Origin of the sequence: Natrinema pellirubrum DSM 15624, assembly GCF_000230735.2 — an archaeon.
GTDB classification, from domain to species: domain Archaea; phylum Halobacteriota; class Halobacteria; order Halobacteriales; family Natrialbaceae; genus Natrinema; species Natrinema pellirubrum.
In genome coordinates this window covers 3,071,569-3,088,642 of sequence record NC_019962.1, presented here as the reverse complement: position 1 = coordinate 3,088,642, position 17,074 = coordinate 3,071,569, and the positions used below count along the sequence as shown (strand labels likewise).

The following is a 17,074-nucleotide window of genomic DNA, read 5'->3' as shown; positions in this document are numbered from 1 at the left end:
GAGCGTGAGGGGGTTTATTTCGACGTACAAATAGCGCTCTATCCGAGACAATCGCCGTCATCGTTTTATACGCAACGCCGCTTGAGTACGTCGTGACAAACTCCTCCACCGGCACCAGCAGCGACGCAGTCCACGAGACGGTCAGTAGTGCGGTCGTCAACGTGATCGCGACCCACCGGAACGTCGATCCGGTCGATCTCCCACCCCTCTACGAGTGGATCGATCCGGACGCGATCGACGCCCTCTTCGAGCCGACGCGGACCGGCGGCCCTCGGCACGGTCGCCTCGAGTTCGAGTATGACGGACAGACGATCGCGGTCGACTGTACCGACGACGTCGAGATCTCGATCGACGGCGCGTCGGCCGCCCCGTCGGTCTCGGTTCGCCAGTCCAACGTGTAACCTCGTCCGCCGGAACCCGGCCGCGCCGGCCGATTCTTCGGTTGCTCGCTCGAGCAGCCCCGGCTCACGCCTCGTCAGCGAGATCGACGAGGGCCACCCCGTCGGGGAGTCGCTCGAGGACGTCGGCGGGCCAGTCCCGATGTGCGAGGGTCACGTCCGTCTCCGGGCTCGTTTCGACGAGGCGAGCGACGCCGTCGGCGGCGGCCTCGAGGGCGGCCCGATCGGTCCGCTCGGGGGTCTCGGCGGTGAGCGGATACGTCTTCGAGAGCGCCCGCGGGAAGGGACCGAAGGGCGGTTGGACCCGCCAGACGTCGTCGTACCCCGCGTCGGGCGCGGATCGGTCGACGGTGAGCAACAGCGAGTCCGGCACCGAGAGCCGCTCGAGCCGTCGGTGATGCCGGACGACTTCGGGACGACGGGCGCTCTCGTGGGAGGTGTAGAAGAACGACCCCTTCGAGACGGGGTCGGAGCGCGCGAGCTGGGCGGCGTGATCGAGCAGCGTGCGGTAGCCGTCGAGCATCGCCGGATGTGAGCGGGCGCGTTGCTCGACGAGCTCGAGCAGGTTGCCGGCGCGGATCGCCTGCTTGATCCGACGGATTTCCGCGAAGGTGACGTGGAGGTTGTGGGCGGCCAGTTCGGACTCGCGCTCGGCGTCGGGCAGCGCGCGCAGTTCGGCCGGCGAGTGATCGGTACAGACGGCACAGGAACAGGGGAGGTAGTCCAGATCCGCGAGGTGTCTGGTGCCCCGGACCGTCAGGTAGCGGTCATCGCGGGCGTACAGCGCGTAGGCCGCCGAGTCGAACAGGTCACAGCCCGCGGCGACGGCCAGCGCGAACATCATGGGGTGGCCGGCCCCGAAGAGGTGGACCGGCGCGTCGGCTCCCAGTCCCCGCTTGGCGGCAGCGACGACATCGATCATGTCGTCGTACCGGTAGTCGTTCATCAGCGGGACGACCGCACCGACCGGGAAGACGTCGAGGTCGGTGCCCGTGGCGTGGCGGCCGGCCTGCTCACGAAGATCGGGGTAGGTCGAGCCCTGGACCGGCGCGCTGACAAGCATCTCGCCCGTATCAACGTCCTCGGCGATCTCGAGGCGTTCCTGTGTCGTCTCGAGGTCGCTCGCGGCCCGGTCGTGGGAGACGTCCGGCGGGGTCGGGATGTCGACCGGCGTGGCGATGTCGGAGCCGATCTCGCGCTGGAAGTCGAGGATCTCCTCGGTGGTGACGTCGATCTCGCCGTACTCCGAGAGCTGGAACGAGCCGGAGTCGGTCATGATCGCGCCCGGAAAGTCGAGCAAGTCGTGGAGCCCCTCCTCGAGGGCCCGCTCGTGGAGCGTGTCGTCGCCGTGGATAATGTAGGAGTTCGTGATGAGGATCTCGGCGCCGAACTCGTCGGCGAGTCGACGGGGGCTGATCGTGTCTAAATTCGGGTTGATGACCGGTAACAGGGCCGGGGTCTCGACGGTCGTCCCGGCGCGGGGAACCGTCAGCTTCCCGATACGGCCGCCGGCGTCGGTGTCCCGGATCTCGAAGGACTCGCGCATTGGCTTCGGGTTGGCCCGTCGGACGTAAGTCGTGACGGTTTTCGATCGGTCGAGCGGGCGGCTCCCGGTCGGACAGCCATAGACGAAGGCGCTTTACGCTCCGGGCCGCTTGCGTCTCCTAATGAGGAAACCGAGCCCCGAGGTCTACGAGCAGGGCAAGGGCATGGACGCCCACAATCAGGCGATGCGGGAGATCCGCTCGCGCAAGGAGGCAAGCTACGACCCCCACGAGCCGACCCGTGTCTGGCTCGACGAGGACAACACGCCTGACGGCGTCAAGACGAGCCTGACGATTATCCTCAACACCGGCGGCTGCCGGTGGGCCCGCGCCGGCGGCTGTACGATGTGTGGCTACGTCGCCGAAAGCGTCGACGGCGGCTCGGTCTCCCACGACGCCCTGATGGACCAGATCGATGTCTGTCTGGCCCACGAGGCCGAGAACGTGGACGAGCCCGCCGACCTCATCAAGATCTACACCTCCGGCTCGTTCCTCGACGAGCGCGAGGTCGGCGCGGAGAGCCGTCGGGCGATCGCCGACACCTTCGCGGACCGCGACCGGATCGTCGTCGAGTCGCTGCCCGACTTCGTCGACCGCGAGAAGATCGGCGACTTCACCCAGCACGGGCTCGATACGGACGTCGCGATCGGCCTCGAGACGGCCACAGACCGGGTGCGCCACGACTGCGTGAACAAGTACTTCGACTTCGCGGACTTCGAGGAGGCCTGCGCCGAGGCCGCCGCCGCGGACGCCGAGGCGGACGGCGACGTCGAGGCCGGCATCAAAGCCTACCTGCTGATGAAGCCCCCCTTCCTCACCGAGTCCGAAGCCGCCGAGGACATGATCTCCTCCGTCGAGCGCTGTGCCGACGTCGACGGCTGCCATACCGTCTCGATGAATCCCTGTAACGTCCAGCGCTACACGATGGTCGACGACCTCTACTTCGAGGACGGCTACCGGCCGCCGTGGCTCTGGTCGGTCGCCCACGTCTTGGAGGAGACCGCGGACGTCGACGCCATCGTCGTCTCGGACCCGGTCGGCCACGGCTCCGACCGCGGCCCGCACAACTGCGGGGAGTGTGACGACCGCGTCCAGAAGGCGATCAAGGACTTCGATCTGCGACAGGACCCGTCGGTCTTCGAGCAGGTCTCCTGCGAGTGCGAACTGACCTGGGAGACGGTCATCGAGCGCGAGCGGAGCTTCAACCAGCCGCTAACCCGATAACGGCGGCAGTCGCAGGACGAACCGTTTTGACACTGGCGCGGGTCGGTTGCGTATGGCGCTTCCCGTCCCATCCCGATACGTCAACGAACTCGAGCCGACCGTCCTGATCCTCATCGGTATTCTCCTCGTCGTCTTCCCCGAGCCCGCCACCTCCGCGTTCGGCGCGGGACTGCTGTTGCTGGGGCTTGGCTGGTGGTTTTACGAGTGGGGTCGGTAGTAACAACAACCCGTCTCAATCGCCGGTCGCCGGCTCGTCCGACGCCGAGCGGATCGGCTCCGCATCCGCGCGCGGAATCTCGAGCGTGACGACGGTCCCGCGGGGATCGTTGTCGGCGAAGGAAAGCTGACCGCCGGTCTGAGTGACGACCCAGTTGACGAGCCAGAGGCCGAGTCCGCTGCCGTGGCGCAGTTGGGTGATCTCCCGTTCGCCCTCGAGCAGTTCGCGCTCCTCGTCGGGGATCCCGGGGCCGTCGTCGGCGATCGAGAGCGTCAGCAGTTCGTCGTCCGGGCAGTCCCGAAGGGTCACGTCGATGGCCGGCCGGTCCCGGTCGCTGTGTTCGACGGCGTTCTCGAGGACCTGATAGATCGCCGTCTCGAGGTACTCGTCGGCGCGCGCCTGGACACCGTCCGGCAGCGTTCGGGTGACCTCGACCGCCGGCGCAGCGTCCTCGAGGCGGTCGATCGCGCGGTCGATCGCCGCCGAGATATCGAGCGGGCCGGTCGGCGCCTGATCGCAATCGAGGACGCGCTCGACGGCGCGGGTCTTCTCCGCGAGCCCGACGAGTTCGTCCGTCCGATTCCGGATGGTGTCGACGTACTCGTCCTCGCCGACGGCGTCGGCGAGCATCTCGGCACAGCCCTCGATAATGTTCATCCCGTTTCGTAGGTCGTGTCGCAGCACGCGGTTGAGGATCTCGAGGCGCTTCTGGCGCTGTTTCCGCTCGGTGATGTCGGTGTACAGGCCGAAGGCACGGTCCGACGAGCCGTCCATCTCGATCGGGACGACCCGGAGCCGGAAATCGCGCAGGCCGTTCACGGTCCGCCGTTTGACCTCGGCCTCACCGACCTTGCCCCTGCTGCCGCGTCGGTTGAGCGTCTCGGCCTCGTCCGTCCTGTCGGTCGGCACGACGAACTCGTCGAGCGACTCGCCGACGAGGGTCGACTCTTCGTAGCCGAAGAGCCGCTCGAACGCCGGGTTGACCGCCTCGACGATCGGCCCGTCCGAGAGGTTACTGACGCTGACGACGCCGTCGGGGACGTTCTCGAACAGGGCGGCGAACCGGTCGCGCTCGGTTCGCAGTCGCTCCTCGAACGCGATCCGGTCGAGCGCGTCGGCGACGTGAGAGAGCAACAACTCCGTCAGTTCCTCGTCGGTCGGGGAAAACGCCGACGGCTCCCGGGAGACGGCCTGGAACACGGCCCGATCGCCGATCGGGGCCGTCAGGACCGACCGGCAGCCCTCGATCCGTGGCGTTCGAGCGCCCGTCACGTCGTCCAGTCGGAACAACTGGCCGGTGCGATAGGTTTGACCGGCGAGACAGCCGTCGATCGGGGTCCTGTCTTCGAGGGCGGCCGTGAGAGCCGACGACGCGGCTTCCGTGACGAGTTCGTCCCCGCTGACCATGTCGATGATGCAGCCGTCGAAATCGAGGACATCCTCCGCGGCTTCGATGGCCACGTCGTAGATCTCCGCGCGGCTCTCACAGCCGTCAAGACGGGAGGCGACGCCGTGGAGCCCCTGAATCTTCGCCTTTCGATCGACCAGCTGTCGCTCCATGCGCTTGCGGTCGCTGATGTCGCGGGCGATGCCGACCGTTCCCTCGAGTTCGCCATCGGTCGTCAACAGCGCCATGTTGACCTCGGCGGGCGTTTCCGTCCCGTCAGTATTCGTCAGCGTGATCTCGTAGGTCGCGACGCGTCGGTCGTCGTCGGCCAGCAACTCCTCGACGTAGCGTTGCCCGCGCGCGACGCTTTCGTCGGTGAGTATCGTCGAGACGTGTTCGCCGAGGAGGTCGTCGCGATCGTAGCCCGTCGTCGTCGCCATCGTATCGTTGACGGTCACGAACCGGCCCTCGTGGTCGAGTTGATAGACGCAGTCGCCGACCGTCTCGACGACCGTCTTCGTTCGCTCGAGTTCGCGTTCCCGAGCGGCCCGATCGAGCGCCGCCTCGGCGGTCGTCGCGAGGACGTTGAGGAGGTTGCGTTCGGCCTCGTCGAGTTCGCTCGTCGCGGGAGAAGCCACGGAGAGTATTCCGTGATCGCCGAGCGGCTGGAGGACCGCGTTCCCCATGCCGATCGTGACATCGTAGGGGACCCGGTCGGTTGATGGCTCCTCGACGACGGTCGATCCCCCCTCGGTGTAGGCGTTCCAGAGGCTCGTATACTCGCCGCCGACCGACGAAATATCGCCGGTACGACGGTCGAGTTCGGACGTGATGCCGGCGAGTTCGAGGCGGTCGGTTTCCTCGTCGTAGTACCTGATCGAGCCCAGCGGCCGGTCGATCACGTCCTCGGTCGCCGCCATGACGATGTCGGCGATCTCGTCGGTCGATTCCGCCCGGAGCAGCTCACGGGTCGTCTCCTGCAGCGCCTCGAGCGCGGTCGCGCGCTTGACGTCCGCGGTGATGTCCTGCCCGAACGAGAGGACGCTGACGATCTCGCCGTCCTCGACGATCGGCGTGTTGAACCACTCACAGGTTATCGTCGTCCCGTCCTTGCACTGGTTGCGGTTGACCTGCCGAGAGGGCAACTCATCCGGGTTGCCGTCGACGAGTCGTTCCCAGTACTCCCGGACCGCTTCGCGGTCCCCCTCGGGAACGAGGAAGTCGGGCGCGACCTGGCCCATCGCCTCGTTGGCGGTGTAGCCGAACAGTTCCGTCGCCGCCGGGTTCCAGTTTCGGACCCCGAACTCGAGGTTCCACTCGATGATCGCGAGCGGCGACTGTTCGACGAGCAGTTCGAGTCGGCTCGAGGGATCGGCCGTCGATGACGGAACGGCCTCGAACGGACGCTTGTGTTCGGTCTCCGACGGGCACCGGTTTCCGTTCTCTCGGTCCGCAAGCAGTTTCCGAAGCCGCTCGAGGAGCGTCTCCGGACCCTGTGATCGGGGGACGTAGCCGTCTGCTCCCGCCGCGACGACATCGCCTGCGAGCCGTTCGCTGCCGTCATCGGGGAAAACGACGATCGGCACGTCGGCCCGCCGGTCGCGGAGTCGCCGACAACACGCGACCGGGTTCACGGCCGAACCAGAGCCGGCGATGACGATGCAGTCGGCCGTCCCGAGTCGGTCGAGACATTCGGCGACCGACCGAGTCGACGCGACCGAGACGCCACGCTCCTCGAGGGCGCGTTCGGCGTCGCCGGTGTCGGCACCGATGACGACGGCTCGCGTGTCCGGACCGATGATCCTATCCATGCCTCGATAGTCCGGTCGTGTTCAACGAACCGGCCCCCTATTACTGTTTCACTCAGTTCACGAACTGCGTCGCAGTTCTTATCGTTTCGGAAGGAGGGTAAAATAGACCGAGCGGCAGTGACGCTGTGAATTACTGTTCGAACCCGCACAACACACCCTGTCCGTCGGTCGGGCCGATGTCGGGGAGGGTCGCACGCTCGGGGTGGGGCATCAACACCGCGACGGTGTCGCGTTCGCCGAGGACGCCCGCGACGGCGTGTTTCGAGCCGTTGGGGTTGGCCTCGGGGCTCGTCTCGCCGTCCGCGTCGCAGTATCGGAAGAGGACCCGACCTTCGTCCTCGAGGTCGGCCAGTCGGTCGTCGGCGATCTCGTAGCGGCCCTCACCGTGGGCGATCGGCACCTCGATGACCTCGCCTTCCTCGTAGGCGGCGGTCCAGGGGGTGTCCGCTCGCTCGACGCGCAGATGGACGTGTTCACACTGGAAGCGCGCGCTCTCGTTGGTGGTAAAGGCACCCTCCGTAAGTCCGGCTTCGCAGCCGACCTGCGCGCCGTTACAGACCCCGAGGACGGGGACGCCGTCCGCGGCGGCCTCGCGGACCTCGGCCATGATCGGCGACCGAGCCGCCATCGCGCCGGCTCGCAGGTAGTCGCCGTAGGAGAACCCGCCGGGGAGGACGATCCCCGTCGTGTCCGCGGGAAGTCCGTCCTCGTGCCAGACGATCTCGGCGTCGATGCCGAGGTACTCGAGGGCGCGCTCGGCGTCGCGGTCGCAGTTCGAGCCGCCGAAGCGGACGATCGAGACCGTCACAGGCGACACCCCCCGGTGTTTCGGCCGACGGACTCGGTCGTCGTGATCGAAACCGTCACAGTCGCCACCCCGCGGTGTTGCGATCGACGGTTTCGATCGGTGTGAGAGAAACCGTCATCTACCGTTCGGCGACCTCCACGTCGTAGTCGTGGATGGTCGGGTTCGCCAGCAGCCGTTCGGCCATCTCGTCTGCGCGCTCGCGCGCGGCCTCGGCGCTTTCGGCCTCGAGGTCGACCTCGAAGCGGTCGGCCGAGCGCAACTCCTCGAGTTCGAAGCCCAGCCGCTCCAAGGCCTGTGCGGTCGTCTCGGCCTCCGGATCTAAGACGCCACGTTTGAGTCGAACCGTCACCGTCGCGGTGTAGGCGGTCATCACCTGATACCCCGCAACCGTGCTCAAAAACGCTTTCGCCTTGGCTCCGTAATACATGTTCGTGGATATCGATACGAGTCGGGGGATCGCCCCGTGTCCCGCCGCCCCAGTCGCCGGTGGCGTGGACGGTCACCCATTGGCGTCCGACTGGAACGACACCTGTCCGGCGGTCCGATCCGTCGCCCGTGGGGCAAACAGCGTCTCGTGTCCGGCGAATCCGCTCGAGGGAGCCGTCTCGCTGCTGGCACGGCAGGAACGCCACTGCCATCGGACCGGCATGGTTCGCCCCGACGGACCGCTCCGAAACGGAATGCGGGCGATTCTCACGCACTCTGGCGGAAAGCAGGACTTTTAGCCGCTCGTGGACTGGGATCCGTCGTGATGAATCGCGAATCGCTCGAGCGGAGGTGGCAGCGTTGACGACCGACGTAACCGAGATCACGGTGATCGGAGAGGACGACACGGGACTGATCGCGAACGTAACCAGCCTCCTGTTCGAGCGCGGAATCAACATCGAGGACCTCGATCAGGCGGTTCGTGACGGCGTCTTCCGGATGTATCTCGCCGTCGACACCTCGGAGATGGTCTGTACCGAGTCGACGCTCCGCGAGGACCTCCACGACCTCGGGGACGACCTCGGACTCGACGTCCAGGTCCGGTTCCCGTCCGATCGCGAGAGCCAGCAGATCGCCGTCCTCGTCACCAAGGAGAGCCACTGCCTCGAGGCGCTGTTCGAGGCCTGGGCCAACGACGAACTCGGTGCCGACATCGGGGTCGTCATCGGCAATCACGACGACTTACAGCCGCTGGCCGAACACTACGACGTCCCGTTCCACGACATCGGCGACGACGGCGGCCAGCAAAACGAGGACGAACTGCTCGAACTCCTCGCGGAGTACGACGTCGACCTGATCGTCCTCGCGCGGTACATGCGAATCCTCTCGCCGAACGTGGTCTTTCGCTACGAGGACCGCATCATCAACGTCCACCCCTCCCTGCTGCCGGCCTTCCCCGGCGCGGAGGCCTACCGGCAGGCACTGGACGAAGGCGTCCGCGTCGCGGGCGTCACCGCCCACTACGTCACGACCGACCTCGATCAGGGGCCGATCATTACCCAGCGCGCGTTCGACGTCCCCGACGACGCCGATATAGACGACATGAAACACCGCGGCCAACCGCTGGAGGCAGACGCCTTGCTCGAGGCCGTCCAGCTCCACTTAAACGGCGACGTTTCGGTCCACCGCGGTCGGACCTCGGTCCGGGAAAACGGTACCAAATACCAGCTCGGGCTCCCCGACGAAATCGACGAGTTCACGCCCGATCGGCCGGTCGACGGGATCGGCAGCGCGGTCGCCAAGGATCAGTAGCCGCGGCGGCTTCGTCTCTCCCGCTATCTTTCGTTTTCGTTTGAGGACCGTAGCGACCCGTCTCGAGCCCGATACTCAGGCCGAGTCCGACGACTCCCACTGATCGCGGCAGTCGTCGCTGCAGAAATGTCGGTGGACGGCGGTACCGTCCTCGACGGTCGTGATCACGCGCTGTTCGGAAGACGGTCCCACTGGGCTCCCACACTGTCGACACTCGGGCGAATCCGCATCCGTCGAGTCAGTCATCGCTTGACAGAAGACACGAGAGCCACTTGAACGAACCTATTGCGGCGGATTCGGCCACGGCCAGCCGAACGGGTTCGACCGACCCCGGCAGGCGTTCTCCCGGTCGATCGCGACCCGTTCGAACAGCGGCGCGTGATCGTCGTGGATGTCGGGAACGCAGCCGCAACCAGCGCCGGTCGCCGCCGAAACCGGATCGGGGAGTCGAATCGGCGTCGCTCGACATATTTTCGCCCCGTCGTCCGTTCATCCGAGGGCGGGCGAGCGCTCACCGTCGGTTCCGTGAGCGGCACCCTTATCGACGTCAGTGACCAACTATGGATTGGTATGGCACAGCAAGATATCCACCGGGAGCTACACGTCGACCAGTACACGCTCGGGCTCGTCGGCCCCGATCAGGAGTGGGCGGGGACCGTCGCGGACGGCGGGACGATCGAGACCTACACCCCGCCGGGCTGTTGGGGCCCGATGATAACGCCGGAGTTCCACGGCGGCCACGAGGTGACCCGGCCGATCCGCGTCGCGGGGGCCGAGGTCGGTGACGCGATCGCCTTGCACATCCGTGATATCGAGGTCACGAGCATGGCGACGAGTACGGGCTCGATGGCCGAGCGCGAGGACGCCTTCGGCGACGACCCGTTCGTCGACCACCGCTGTCCGGAGTGTGGCACGGAGTGGCCCGACTCGATCGTCGAAGGGACCGGCGAGGACGCGATCAAGTGCGCCGAGTGCGGCGCGAACGCCTCTTCGTTCGGCTTCGAGTACGGCTACACCGTCGCTTTCGACGACGACGGGACCGTCGGAATCACCCTCGACGAGGACGCGGCCCACGAACTCGCCGCGGACGCCGCGGAAGTAATGGATATCCCTGCCAACTCCAAACAGCACCCGATCCTGCTGTACGAACCCGGCGAGATGCCCGGGACGCTGGGCCGGCTGCGCCCGTTCATCGGCAACGTCGGGACGACCCCGCCGGTCACGATGCCCGACTCGCACAACGCCGGCGACTTCGGCCAGTTCCTCATCGGAGCCGACCACGACTACGGCGTCGACAGCGAGGCCGACCTCGAGGCCCGCACCGACGGCCACATGGACATCCCGCAGGTCCGCGAGGGCGCGACACTGATCTGTCCAGTCAAGGTCGACGGCGGCGGGGTCTACGTCGGCGACCTCCACGCCAACCAGGGCGACGGCGAACTCTCGCTGCACACGACCGACGTCAGCGGCACCGTCCGGATGGACGTCGAGGTTATCGACGACCTCGAGATCGACGGCCCCGTCTTGCTCCCGCCGGAGGAGGACCTGCCCTTTATCAGCAAGCCCTACAGCGACGAGGAGCGCGAGGCGGGCCACGACCTCGGCGCGGAACACGACGTCGACGTCGAGACGGACATGGGCCCGATTCAGGTCGTCGGCTCCGGCGCGACGGTCAACGACGCCACGCAGAACGCCTTCGACCGCGCCGGCAAACTGCTCGAGATGAGCGAGGGCGAGGTCCGCTCGCGGTGTACGTTTACCGGCGGCGTCCAGATCGGCCGACTCCCCGGCGTCGTCCAACTGGACATGCTGGCCCCGATGGAGGTACTCGAGGATCGCGGGATGGACCACCTCGTGCGCGAACAGTACGGACTGTAGCCGGCCCCGTGCCGTAGCCCCCTCCGCCTTCCCCCTGCGGTGGCGCGCGCTGGGACACGGCGAACTACTGGTGAGCCGTGGCACGATCTCGCGCGAGGGATGAGCGAGCGAACGGAGTGACCGAGCGAATCGGTTGGGGAGGGCGTGGACACTCACTGTTGCCACGATAGCAGCGGACTCGTTCGTCTTCCCGTTTCTTTCGACTCCGTCGATCACTCAGTGACGAGATCCGCCCTGTACGGCCGGCACTACCGCCAGCGCCGCGCCCTCGGGCACCGGCTCCTCGAGCCCGGCCCGATCGCCCGCGAGCGAGACCCTGACGCTCGCGCGTACCGCGTCGCCGTCGTAGAGATGCGACGCCGCGCGCGGATAGGCGTCGACGAGCGCCGCGAGCGCGTCGGCGACGATCCCGCCCGCCCACTCGAGGACCACCGTCTTGTCGCCGGTCGCGCTCCGGAGCGGGCCATACACCGTGACTTCGGTCTCCATACCGTCAGTTGCGCGACCGGCCACATATACCGACCGCCGCCAGCCGCTCGAGGACGCCGACTTCGAGGACAGCGCGCCGTCGCCCGTCTGGTGGGGATCAGTACGGGCTGTAGGGTCGACTCCGCGCAGTAGGAATCGAAGCGAGCCCGTTACGGTTCGGGTCGCTCCGTCTCGGTCCGGAGATCGAAGTCGTCCGGCGTCGCGGCCTCGGCCGCGGGGAGGCGGCGGAGCCGCGGCCGTAGGAGGACGTAGACGGCCGTGAAGCCGAAGCCGCCCGCGGCCAGCGCCATGGTCGTCGTCGTTCCCAGCGCTTCGGCGACGAACCCGCCGACGAGCGAGCCCAGCGGGAGCGTCGCCCCCGAAGCGGTTCCCTTCGTCGCCGAGATCCGGCCCAGTAGATCGGCCGGAAACAGTCGCTGGTTCAGCGTCGCCGTGAGTACGCCCGATGCGCCGATCGGCACCCACGCGAGGCCGAACAGCGCGACCGTAAGCGCCGGCGACGGCGCGACGACCGCCGCGACCCAGCACCCCGCACCGAGCCCGTGCGAGAGCAGTACCGTCCCGTAGGGGACACCGGCCACGTACGGGCCAAGGATCGATCCGACGAGCCGACCGATGCCGAGGGCTCCCAGCAGTAGGCCGTAGATCGCGGGGCCACCCAGTCCGTCGCCGAACGCCGGCAGAATCGCCAGCGCGATCCCGGTCGCGAAGTTCGCCACCGCGGTCAGCAGAATCAGTTCGACGAAGAGAGTCCCGCGGAGGACCTCGACACCCGCTCGGAGATCGGAACCGTACGACCGGAGTACCGATTCGACGGACGGTGCGGACTCGTCGGCCTCACCGCTCTCGTTCGAATTCGCGGGCGTTCCGATCGTGAGTCCGGCGAAGAGTACCGCTGCGACGGCGAACGTGAGCGAGTCGACGAGGAACAGCGTCGTCGCGCCGAAGACGGCGATGAACCCACCCCCGATCGCGTCGAACACCATGTCCAGCCCGAGCGTTACCGTCGCCAGCGCGGAGTTGGCCTCGGAGAGCCGGTCCTCGTCGACGATCCGGGGGAGCAGCGCGGTCTCCATCGGTCCCATCACCAGCGTCGCAAGCATCAGCACCGGGGCAACGACGAACAGGAGACCGACTCGGAGCCGTCCGGTCACCGCTGCGAGCGGCAGGACGAGTACGACGACGCCCTGAACCACCTGTGAACCGACGAGGACGGATCTGAGCGGTAGCCGATCGACGAGCGGGCCGGCGAACACCTGCAGCAGCCACGGGAGCAGCAGTATCGCGTTCAGCGCGCCGGTGACGAGGGTCGACCCGGTCAGTTCGAAGGCGAGCCAGAGTACGGCGACCGTGTAGAGACTGTCCCCGGCGTTCGTCGCGAACTGACCGGCGACGAAGCGGCGAAAGTCCCGGTTCTCCCGCAACAAGCGCCCGGCGGCGATCATCGCGGACCACCCCTGCGGAGCGGCGGCACGACTTCAGGCGGCTCGAGCGAGCGAGGCGGCGGTGATTCGAATATCGATACGCGGTCGTGCGAGCCCCGGTCGGTGACCGGAGGCTCGGTGGATGTCGGCATGTGCGTGTTCGATCGAGAGAAAGTGCGGCTACCGCGGCGGTAGCGAAACGAACCCGAGTGCTGCGGCTATCGGGCCCGTCACGCGGCGGGGGGCGAGAGGGGGTCGAACACCGGACGAACCGAGAGCCGGCGGCTCATAGAACGAACCGTTGAGAGGATCCGCACGATCCGACAAAAGTATACTGATTCCGTACTGTCCGGAACTCCGTCACGTGTCGGCGGTGAACGCAGGCGGGCGAAACCACAGGAACAGCATCCGCTCGAGTCGTCGCTCGAGACGATGCGAGAGGAACGAGTGACGGGCGAGGTGTTCAGTCGTCGCTCGGTTCGGCACTCGCGGCTGTCGCAGTCGCGTCCTCCCGGCCCGCCCACTCGCTCGAGCGCAGGGGCGCGAACGTCAGAAACAGGATGGCCAACATGAAGACGCTCAGCATGACGGTCGCGACCATCGCGATACCGGCCGTGAAGCTGAACAGGACGATACCCGCTGTGCTGGCTATGAGACTCATTCGTGTTCGTTCGACCGTCGCAACTCCCGCCATATGAGGGTTACTGTGTCCGGTGCCGGGTGCGAAATGACAGCAATGGACGCGTGATCGAGCCGGTCGCGGCGCTCGTTCCCGCCCGGACTCGCCGTCGTCAGAGCCGCCGGACCGCGCCGATCGCGCTCGAGAGCGGCGGCGCGTCGAAGAACTCGCGGTCGGTGTAGGCGTTCGCACCGCTGCAATACAGTTCGCTCGCGGTCTCGAGAACCGACTCCTCGAGGGGTTCGGGCTCCTCCTCGCAGAGCGATTTCCAGTCGGCGACGTCCTCGGCTTTGGCCTCGGCCTTGGCGTCGTCGACGGCCCGGACCCAGTCGGGCTGGGTGCGCTTGTGGTACTGGCGCAGGACCTCCTTCGAGAGCTGGGTCCCCTCGTAGCTAAAGCGGTTCTCGTCGAAGGTGCCGACGACGTCGCCGACCCGGATCTCGCCCTGATAGTAGAGACACTCGATCTTGCCGTCCTCGTGGGTCAACCCGGCGGCGTCGGCCTGCTCGGTCACGATCCGGTTGACCTCACGGGCCAGCGACTCGAGGTCGTCGATCGCCGCCTTGCCGGCGATGGCGTCGGCCTCCGCCCGCTCGAGATAGCGGTCGCCTTCCTCGTACTTCGTGGAGAACTCGACGATCGGGTCCGCGAGGTCGACGGCCTCGTCGGGCCACTCGTTGAACGCGAGCCCGTGGTCCGCGGGGTCGGTTCGGCTGCGCAGGCTCGAGCCGACCGGGACCCGGTTGCGGAAGACGATCTCCAGCGGGATCAGGTAATTCTCGCCGGCCGCCTCGTGGTAGCTGTCGTAGTCGTACTCCCGTCCCTCGTGGGGGAGGTCGGGCACCTGTGTGAGGTCGATGGCCATCTCCCAGGGCGGGTGGGAGGCGTCCGCGAGATCGACGACGTCGCCGTTTTCGACAACGCCGCGGTAATGGGTGGGGATGCCCTCGGACTCGAGCAGTTCGAAGTTGAACGCGCCCATGGTACAGAGGCTCGCGCCCTTCTGGGGGATCTGATCGGGCATCTTCCCCCAGTCAAACACCGAGTAGTCGTCGGTGAAGACGAACGAGCCGCGGCCGAGATCGTCGTCGGTCGCGTCCTCCTCGATGCGGAACTCCTTGACGCTGGTCATCGGATCCACCCCACGTGGATCCTGGACCGGTCGAACGGTTGCGCTGTGAGTGCAGTCACGCGAGACACCTCAGGACGTGTTCGCCCCCGTCGCTCATATCTCAGTTGCCGTGGCCGGAGCGTAAGAAGGTTTCAATATTCGGTCGGTAGTCGGGAGCCCGAACGCCCGGAGCCAGACGCGGAGTGACGAGCGCCACCGCCGGTTCGGTTCGACGGCCGGCGCTGGCCGCGATCCGCCTTCCCTCGCGTCATCGGTAGCGGCAACTCTCGACGCGGCCGATTCTGACGGGTGGGGTCCGGATCCATCACCCTTTTCTCGCTGTGCGAGCATCGTTACGTCGATGGAGCGACCGGTGACCGAGGCCGACCTGGCGTTCGAACACGTTCCCGAGACCGACCAGTCGTTCGAGAACGCACTGGCGAAAGCGCGCGATGGCGACCGACTCGATGTCGACGACGCCATCGAGTTACTCACGACTGGGACCGACAGCGACGGCATCGATCGCCGGCGCAAGGAACGCGTCCTCGAGGCGGCCGACCGCCGGCGCGCCGAGCAGGTCGGCGAGGAGGTCACCTTCATCGCGAACCTGAACAACAACGTCACGACGGCCTGTAACGTGGGCTGTCTGTTCTGTAATTTCAAAGACGCAGCTCACACCTTCGAGAGCGAGACGGAAATCGAGACGGCCGGATTTACGAAGACGCCCGCCGAGTCCCGCGAGATCGTCGCCGACGCCGTCGAGCGGGGGATCTACGAAGTCACGTCCGTCTCGGGACTGCACCCCGCGTTCGCGCTCGACGAGGAACACCGCGAGATCCTCGAGGCCCACCCGAACCCGAAGGAAGTCAACTACAAGCCGCCGGCGGTCTACGACACCAGCCCCGGCACCTACACCGACCAGATTTCGGCGATGGGCGTCGACGGCGTCCACGTCCACTCGATGACGCCGGAGGAGGCCTACCACGCCCGGCGGGGCACCGACTGGTCCTACGAGGAGGTCTACCGCCGACTGCAGGAGGCCGGGCTGGATACCGTTCCCGGCACCGCAGCGGAGATCCTCGTCGAGGAGGTCCGCGAGGTGATCTGTCCCGGCAAGATCAGCACGGAGGGCTGGCTCGAGGCCATGGAGGCCGCCGCGAACGTCGGCCTCGGGATGACGGCGACGATCATGTACGGCCACGTCGAGAACGAAGCCCACCGCGCACTGCACTTGAAACGGATCCGGGACCTACAGGATCGGACGGGCAACATCACGGAGTTCGTCCCGCTTTCCTTTATCCACCAGAACACGCCACTGTTCGAACACGACGTGGTCTCGGGCGGGGCCAGCATCGACGAGGACGAACTGCTGATCGCCGTCTCGCGGCTGTTCCTCGATAACATCGATCACATCCAGGCTTCGTGGGTCAAGTACGGCGACGAGCAGGGGCTGAAGATGCTCTCGTGTGGGGCCGACGACTACATGGGGACGATCCTTTCGGAGGAGATCACCAAACGCGCCGGCGGCGGCTTCGGCGAGTTCCGTTCGTTCGAGGACTACGTCGAGATGATCGCCTCGATCGGCCGCGTGCCCGTCGAGCGCTCGACCGACTACGAGAAGCGCCGCGTCATCGACCCCGACGACCCGCCCTTTGGCCCCCGACTCGGGCCGAAGGCCGACGGGACGCCGCTACTGACTCGAACGGAACGGGAAGAACGGGCAGTTCCGGCCGACGACTGATCGGTGCCGACCGTCCGTCGTCCCGTCGGACCACACTAACGGCGCTCCTGAATACTCTAACGGCGCTCCTGAATACTACAACGGTTCTTTCAGTTAGACGAACGCCTAACTGCGACCCGGTCCCACTGATGGGTATGTCAGCTAACGAACCTCATGAACGTACTCCCGCTGCCGCTGTTTTGCCCCGATAATGTCGGTTTCATTCCACGGGAGCGGTCGCGTGTTGCTGGGACTCGTTCTCGTCGTGACTACGATAGCGTTCGCCGGCTGTGTGACGCAGGAAGACTACTCGACATCGGTGGGCGAACCGACCAACGGGACGGTCATACGGAACGTCTCCGTCTACGACGTCAACGAGATAGACGGGGCACGATACGAACTCGACTACCGTCTCGACGACGCGACCAATTACACCCTCGAGACGTACGAACGGACGAACGGGACGGACGAACTCGTCGACACGACCTCCTTAGCGGGGCGTGAACCGACGAAACGGGGCGATCTCGCACCGCCGTGGGACCCCGGTGACGAGCGGACGTACAGACTCGTCGTCGTCCGATCGGACACCGGTGCGACCGTCGACGCGGTCACGATAACGATCGAGCGGAACTAGCGTTCACGGTGGG

17 protein-coding genes are annotated in these 17,074 nt (G+C 66.6%); 8 read left to right on the top strand and 9 right to left on the bottom strand.

What is annotated here, in order from left to right:
- The first annotated feature begins 92 nt into the window (after positions 1-92).
- Positions 93-401 carry a HalOD1 output domain-containing protein gene (locus NATPE_RS14860; protein ID WP_006181343.1) on the top strand — a complete coding sequence of 103 codons (309 nt, stop codon included), beginning with the start codon at positions 93-95 and terminating at the stop codon, positions 399-401.
- A 64-nt stretch (positions 402-465) separates the two neighbouring features.
- Here the strand turns inward: NATPE_RS14860 and tgtA are convergent, their stop codons facing one another.
- Positions 466-1,944, bottom strand: a complete 1,479-nt coding sequence (gene tgtA / locus NATPE_RS14855) for a tRNA guanosine(15) transglycosylase TgtA (protein ID WP_006181342.1) — start codon at positions 1,942-1,944, stop codon at positions 466-468.
- 121 nt (positions 1,945-2,065) lie between these two features.
- Here tgtA and NATPE_RS14850 point away from each other — a divergent pair, with 121 nt between their 5' ends.
- Together NATPE_RS14850 and NATPE_RS22765 are read left to right on the top strand one after the other, a co-directional pair.
- Entirely contained in the window at positions 2,066-3,166 is a 1,101-nt protein-coding gene (locus NATPE_RS14850; RefSeq protein WP_006181341.1) for an archaeosine biosynthesis radical SAM protein RaSEA, read from the top strand.
- A 52-nt stretch (positions 3,167-3,218) separates the two neighbouring features.
- Entirely contained in the window at positions 3,219-3,383 is a 165-nt protein-coding gene (locus NATPE_RS22765) for a hypothetical protein (RefSeq protein WP_006181340.1), read from the top strand.
- 15 nt (positions 3,384-3,398) lie between these two features.
- Here the strand turns inward: NATPE_RS22765 and NATPE_RS14845 are convergent, their stop codons facing one another.
- From NATPE_RS14845 to purS, 3 genes are all read right to left on the bottom strand, one after another.
- Positions 3,399-6,581 carry a PAS domain S-box protein gene (locus NATPE_RS14845; RefSeq protein WP_006181339.1) on the bottom strand — a complete coding sequence of 1,061 codons (3,183 nt, stop codon included), beginning with the start codon at positions 6,579-6,581 and terminating at the stop codon, positions 3,399-3,401.
- Between the two features lie 130 nt (positions 6,582-6,711).
- Positions 6,712-7,389: a phosphoribosylformylglycinamidine synthase I gene (gene purQ, locus NATPE_RS14840; protein ID WP_006181338.1), complete on the bottom strand. Its 678-nt coding sequence runs from the start codon at positions 7,387-7,389 to the stop codon at positions 6,712-6,714.
- Positions 7,390-7,507: 118 nt separating this feature from the next.
- Positions 7,508-7,759 (bottom strand): phosphoribosylformylglycinamidine synthase subunit PurS, encoded by a 252-nt coding sequence (gene purS / locus NATPE_RS14835; protein ID WP_006181337.1) that lies wholly within the window; start codon positions 7,757-7,759, stop codon positions 7,508-7,510.
- Between the two features lie 55 nt (positions 7,760-7,814).
- Here purS and NATPE_RS14830 point away from each other — a divergent pair, with 55 nt between their 5' ends.
- Positions 7,815-8,114 (top strand): hypothetical protein, encoded by a 300-nt coding sequence (locus tag NATPE_RS14830; protein ID WP_006181336.1) that lies wholly within the window; start codon positions 7,815-7,817, stop codon positions 8,112-8,114.
- A gap of 52 nt (positions 8,115-8,166) precedes the next feature.
- Entirely contained in the window at positions 8,167-9,126 is a 960-nt protein-coding gene (locus NATPE_RS14825) for a formyltetrahydrofolate deformylase (protein WP_006181335.1), read from the top strand.
- A gap of 75 nt (positions 9,127-9,201) precedes the next feature.
- On the opposite strand, the gene NATPE_RS23575 is transcribed toward NATPE_RS14825, so the two are convergent.
- Positions 9,202-9,372, bottom strand: a complete 171-nt coding sequence (locus NATPE_RS23575; protein WP_015299175.1) for a DUF7576 family protein — start codon at positions 9,370-9,372, stop codon at positions 9,202-9,204.
- A gap of 324 nt (positions 9,373-9,696) precedes the next feature.
- On the opposite strand from NATPE_RS23575, the gene NATPE_RS14820 reads away from it, so the two are divergent.
- On the top strand, positions 9,697-11,004 hold the full coding sequence (locus NATPE_RS14820) for an acetamidase/formamidase family protein (protein WP_006181333.1): 1,308 nt from the start codon (positions 9,697-9,699) through the stop codon (positions 11,002-11,004).
- A 216-nt stretch (positions 11,005-11,220) separates the two neighbouring features.
- Here NATPE_RS14820 and NATPE_RS14815 read toward each other — a convergent pair whose 3' ends face one another.
- The 4 genes from NATPE_RS14815 to NATPE_RS14800 all read right to left on the bottom strand — a co-directional run bounded on the left by NATPE_RS14815 (position 11,221) and on the right by NATPE_RS14800 (position 14,728).
- A complete protein-coding gene (locus NATPE_RS14815; protein ID WP_006181332.1) occupies positions 11,221-11,493 on the bottom strand; it encodes a MoaD/ThiS family protein in 273 nt (90 codons plus the stop codon).
- 149 nt (positions 11,494-11,642) lie between these two features.
- Entirely contained in the window at positions 11,643-12,938 is a 1,296-nt protein-coding gene (locus NATPE_RS14810) for an MFS transporter (protein ID WP_006181331.1), read from the bottom strand.
- A gap of 442 nt (positions 12,939-13,380) precedes the next feature.
- Positions 13,381-13,578, bottom strand: coding sequence for a hypothetical protein (locus NATPE_RS14805; RefSeq protein WP_006181330.1), 198 nt, complete (start codon positions 13,576-13,578; stop codon positions 13,381-13,383).
- Positions 13,579-13,708: 130 nt separating this feature from the next.
- Positions 13,709-14,728 (bottom strand): phosphoribosylaminoimidazolesuccinocarboxamide synthase, encoded by a 1,020-nt coding sequence (locus tag NATPE_RS14800; protein WP_006181329.1) that lies wholly within the window; start codon positions 14,726-14,728, stop codon positions 13,709-13,711.
- A 340-nt stretch (positions 14,729-15,068) separates the two neighbouring features.
- Here NATPE_RS14800 and cofH point away from each other — a divergent pair, with 340 nt between their 5' ends.
- Entirely contained in the window at positions 15,069-16,448 is a 1,380-nt protein-coding gene (cofH, locus tag NATPE_RS14795; protein WP_006181328.1) for a 7,8-didemethyl-8-hydroxy-5-deazariboflavin synthase subunit CofH, read from the top strand.
- A gap of 190 nt (positions 16,449-16,638) precedes the next feature.
- Positions 16,639-17,061 (top strand): hypothetical protein, encoded by a 423-nt coding sequence (locus NATPE_RS14790; protein WP_015299173.1) that lies wholly within the window; start codon positions 16,639-16,641, stop codon positions 17,059-17,061.
- Positions 17,062-17,074 lie beyond the last annotated feature (13 nt).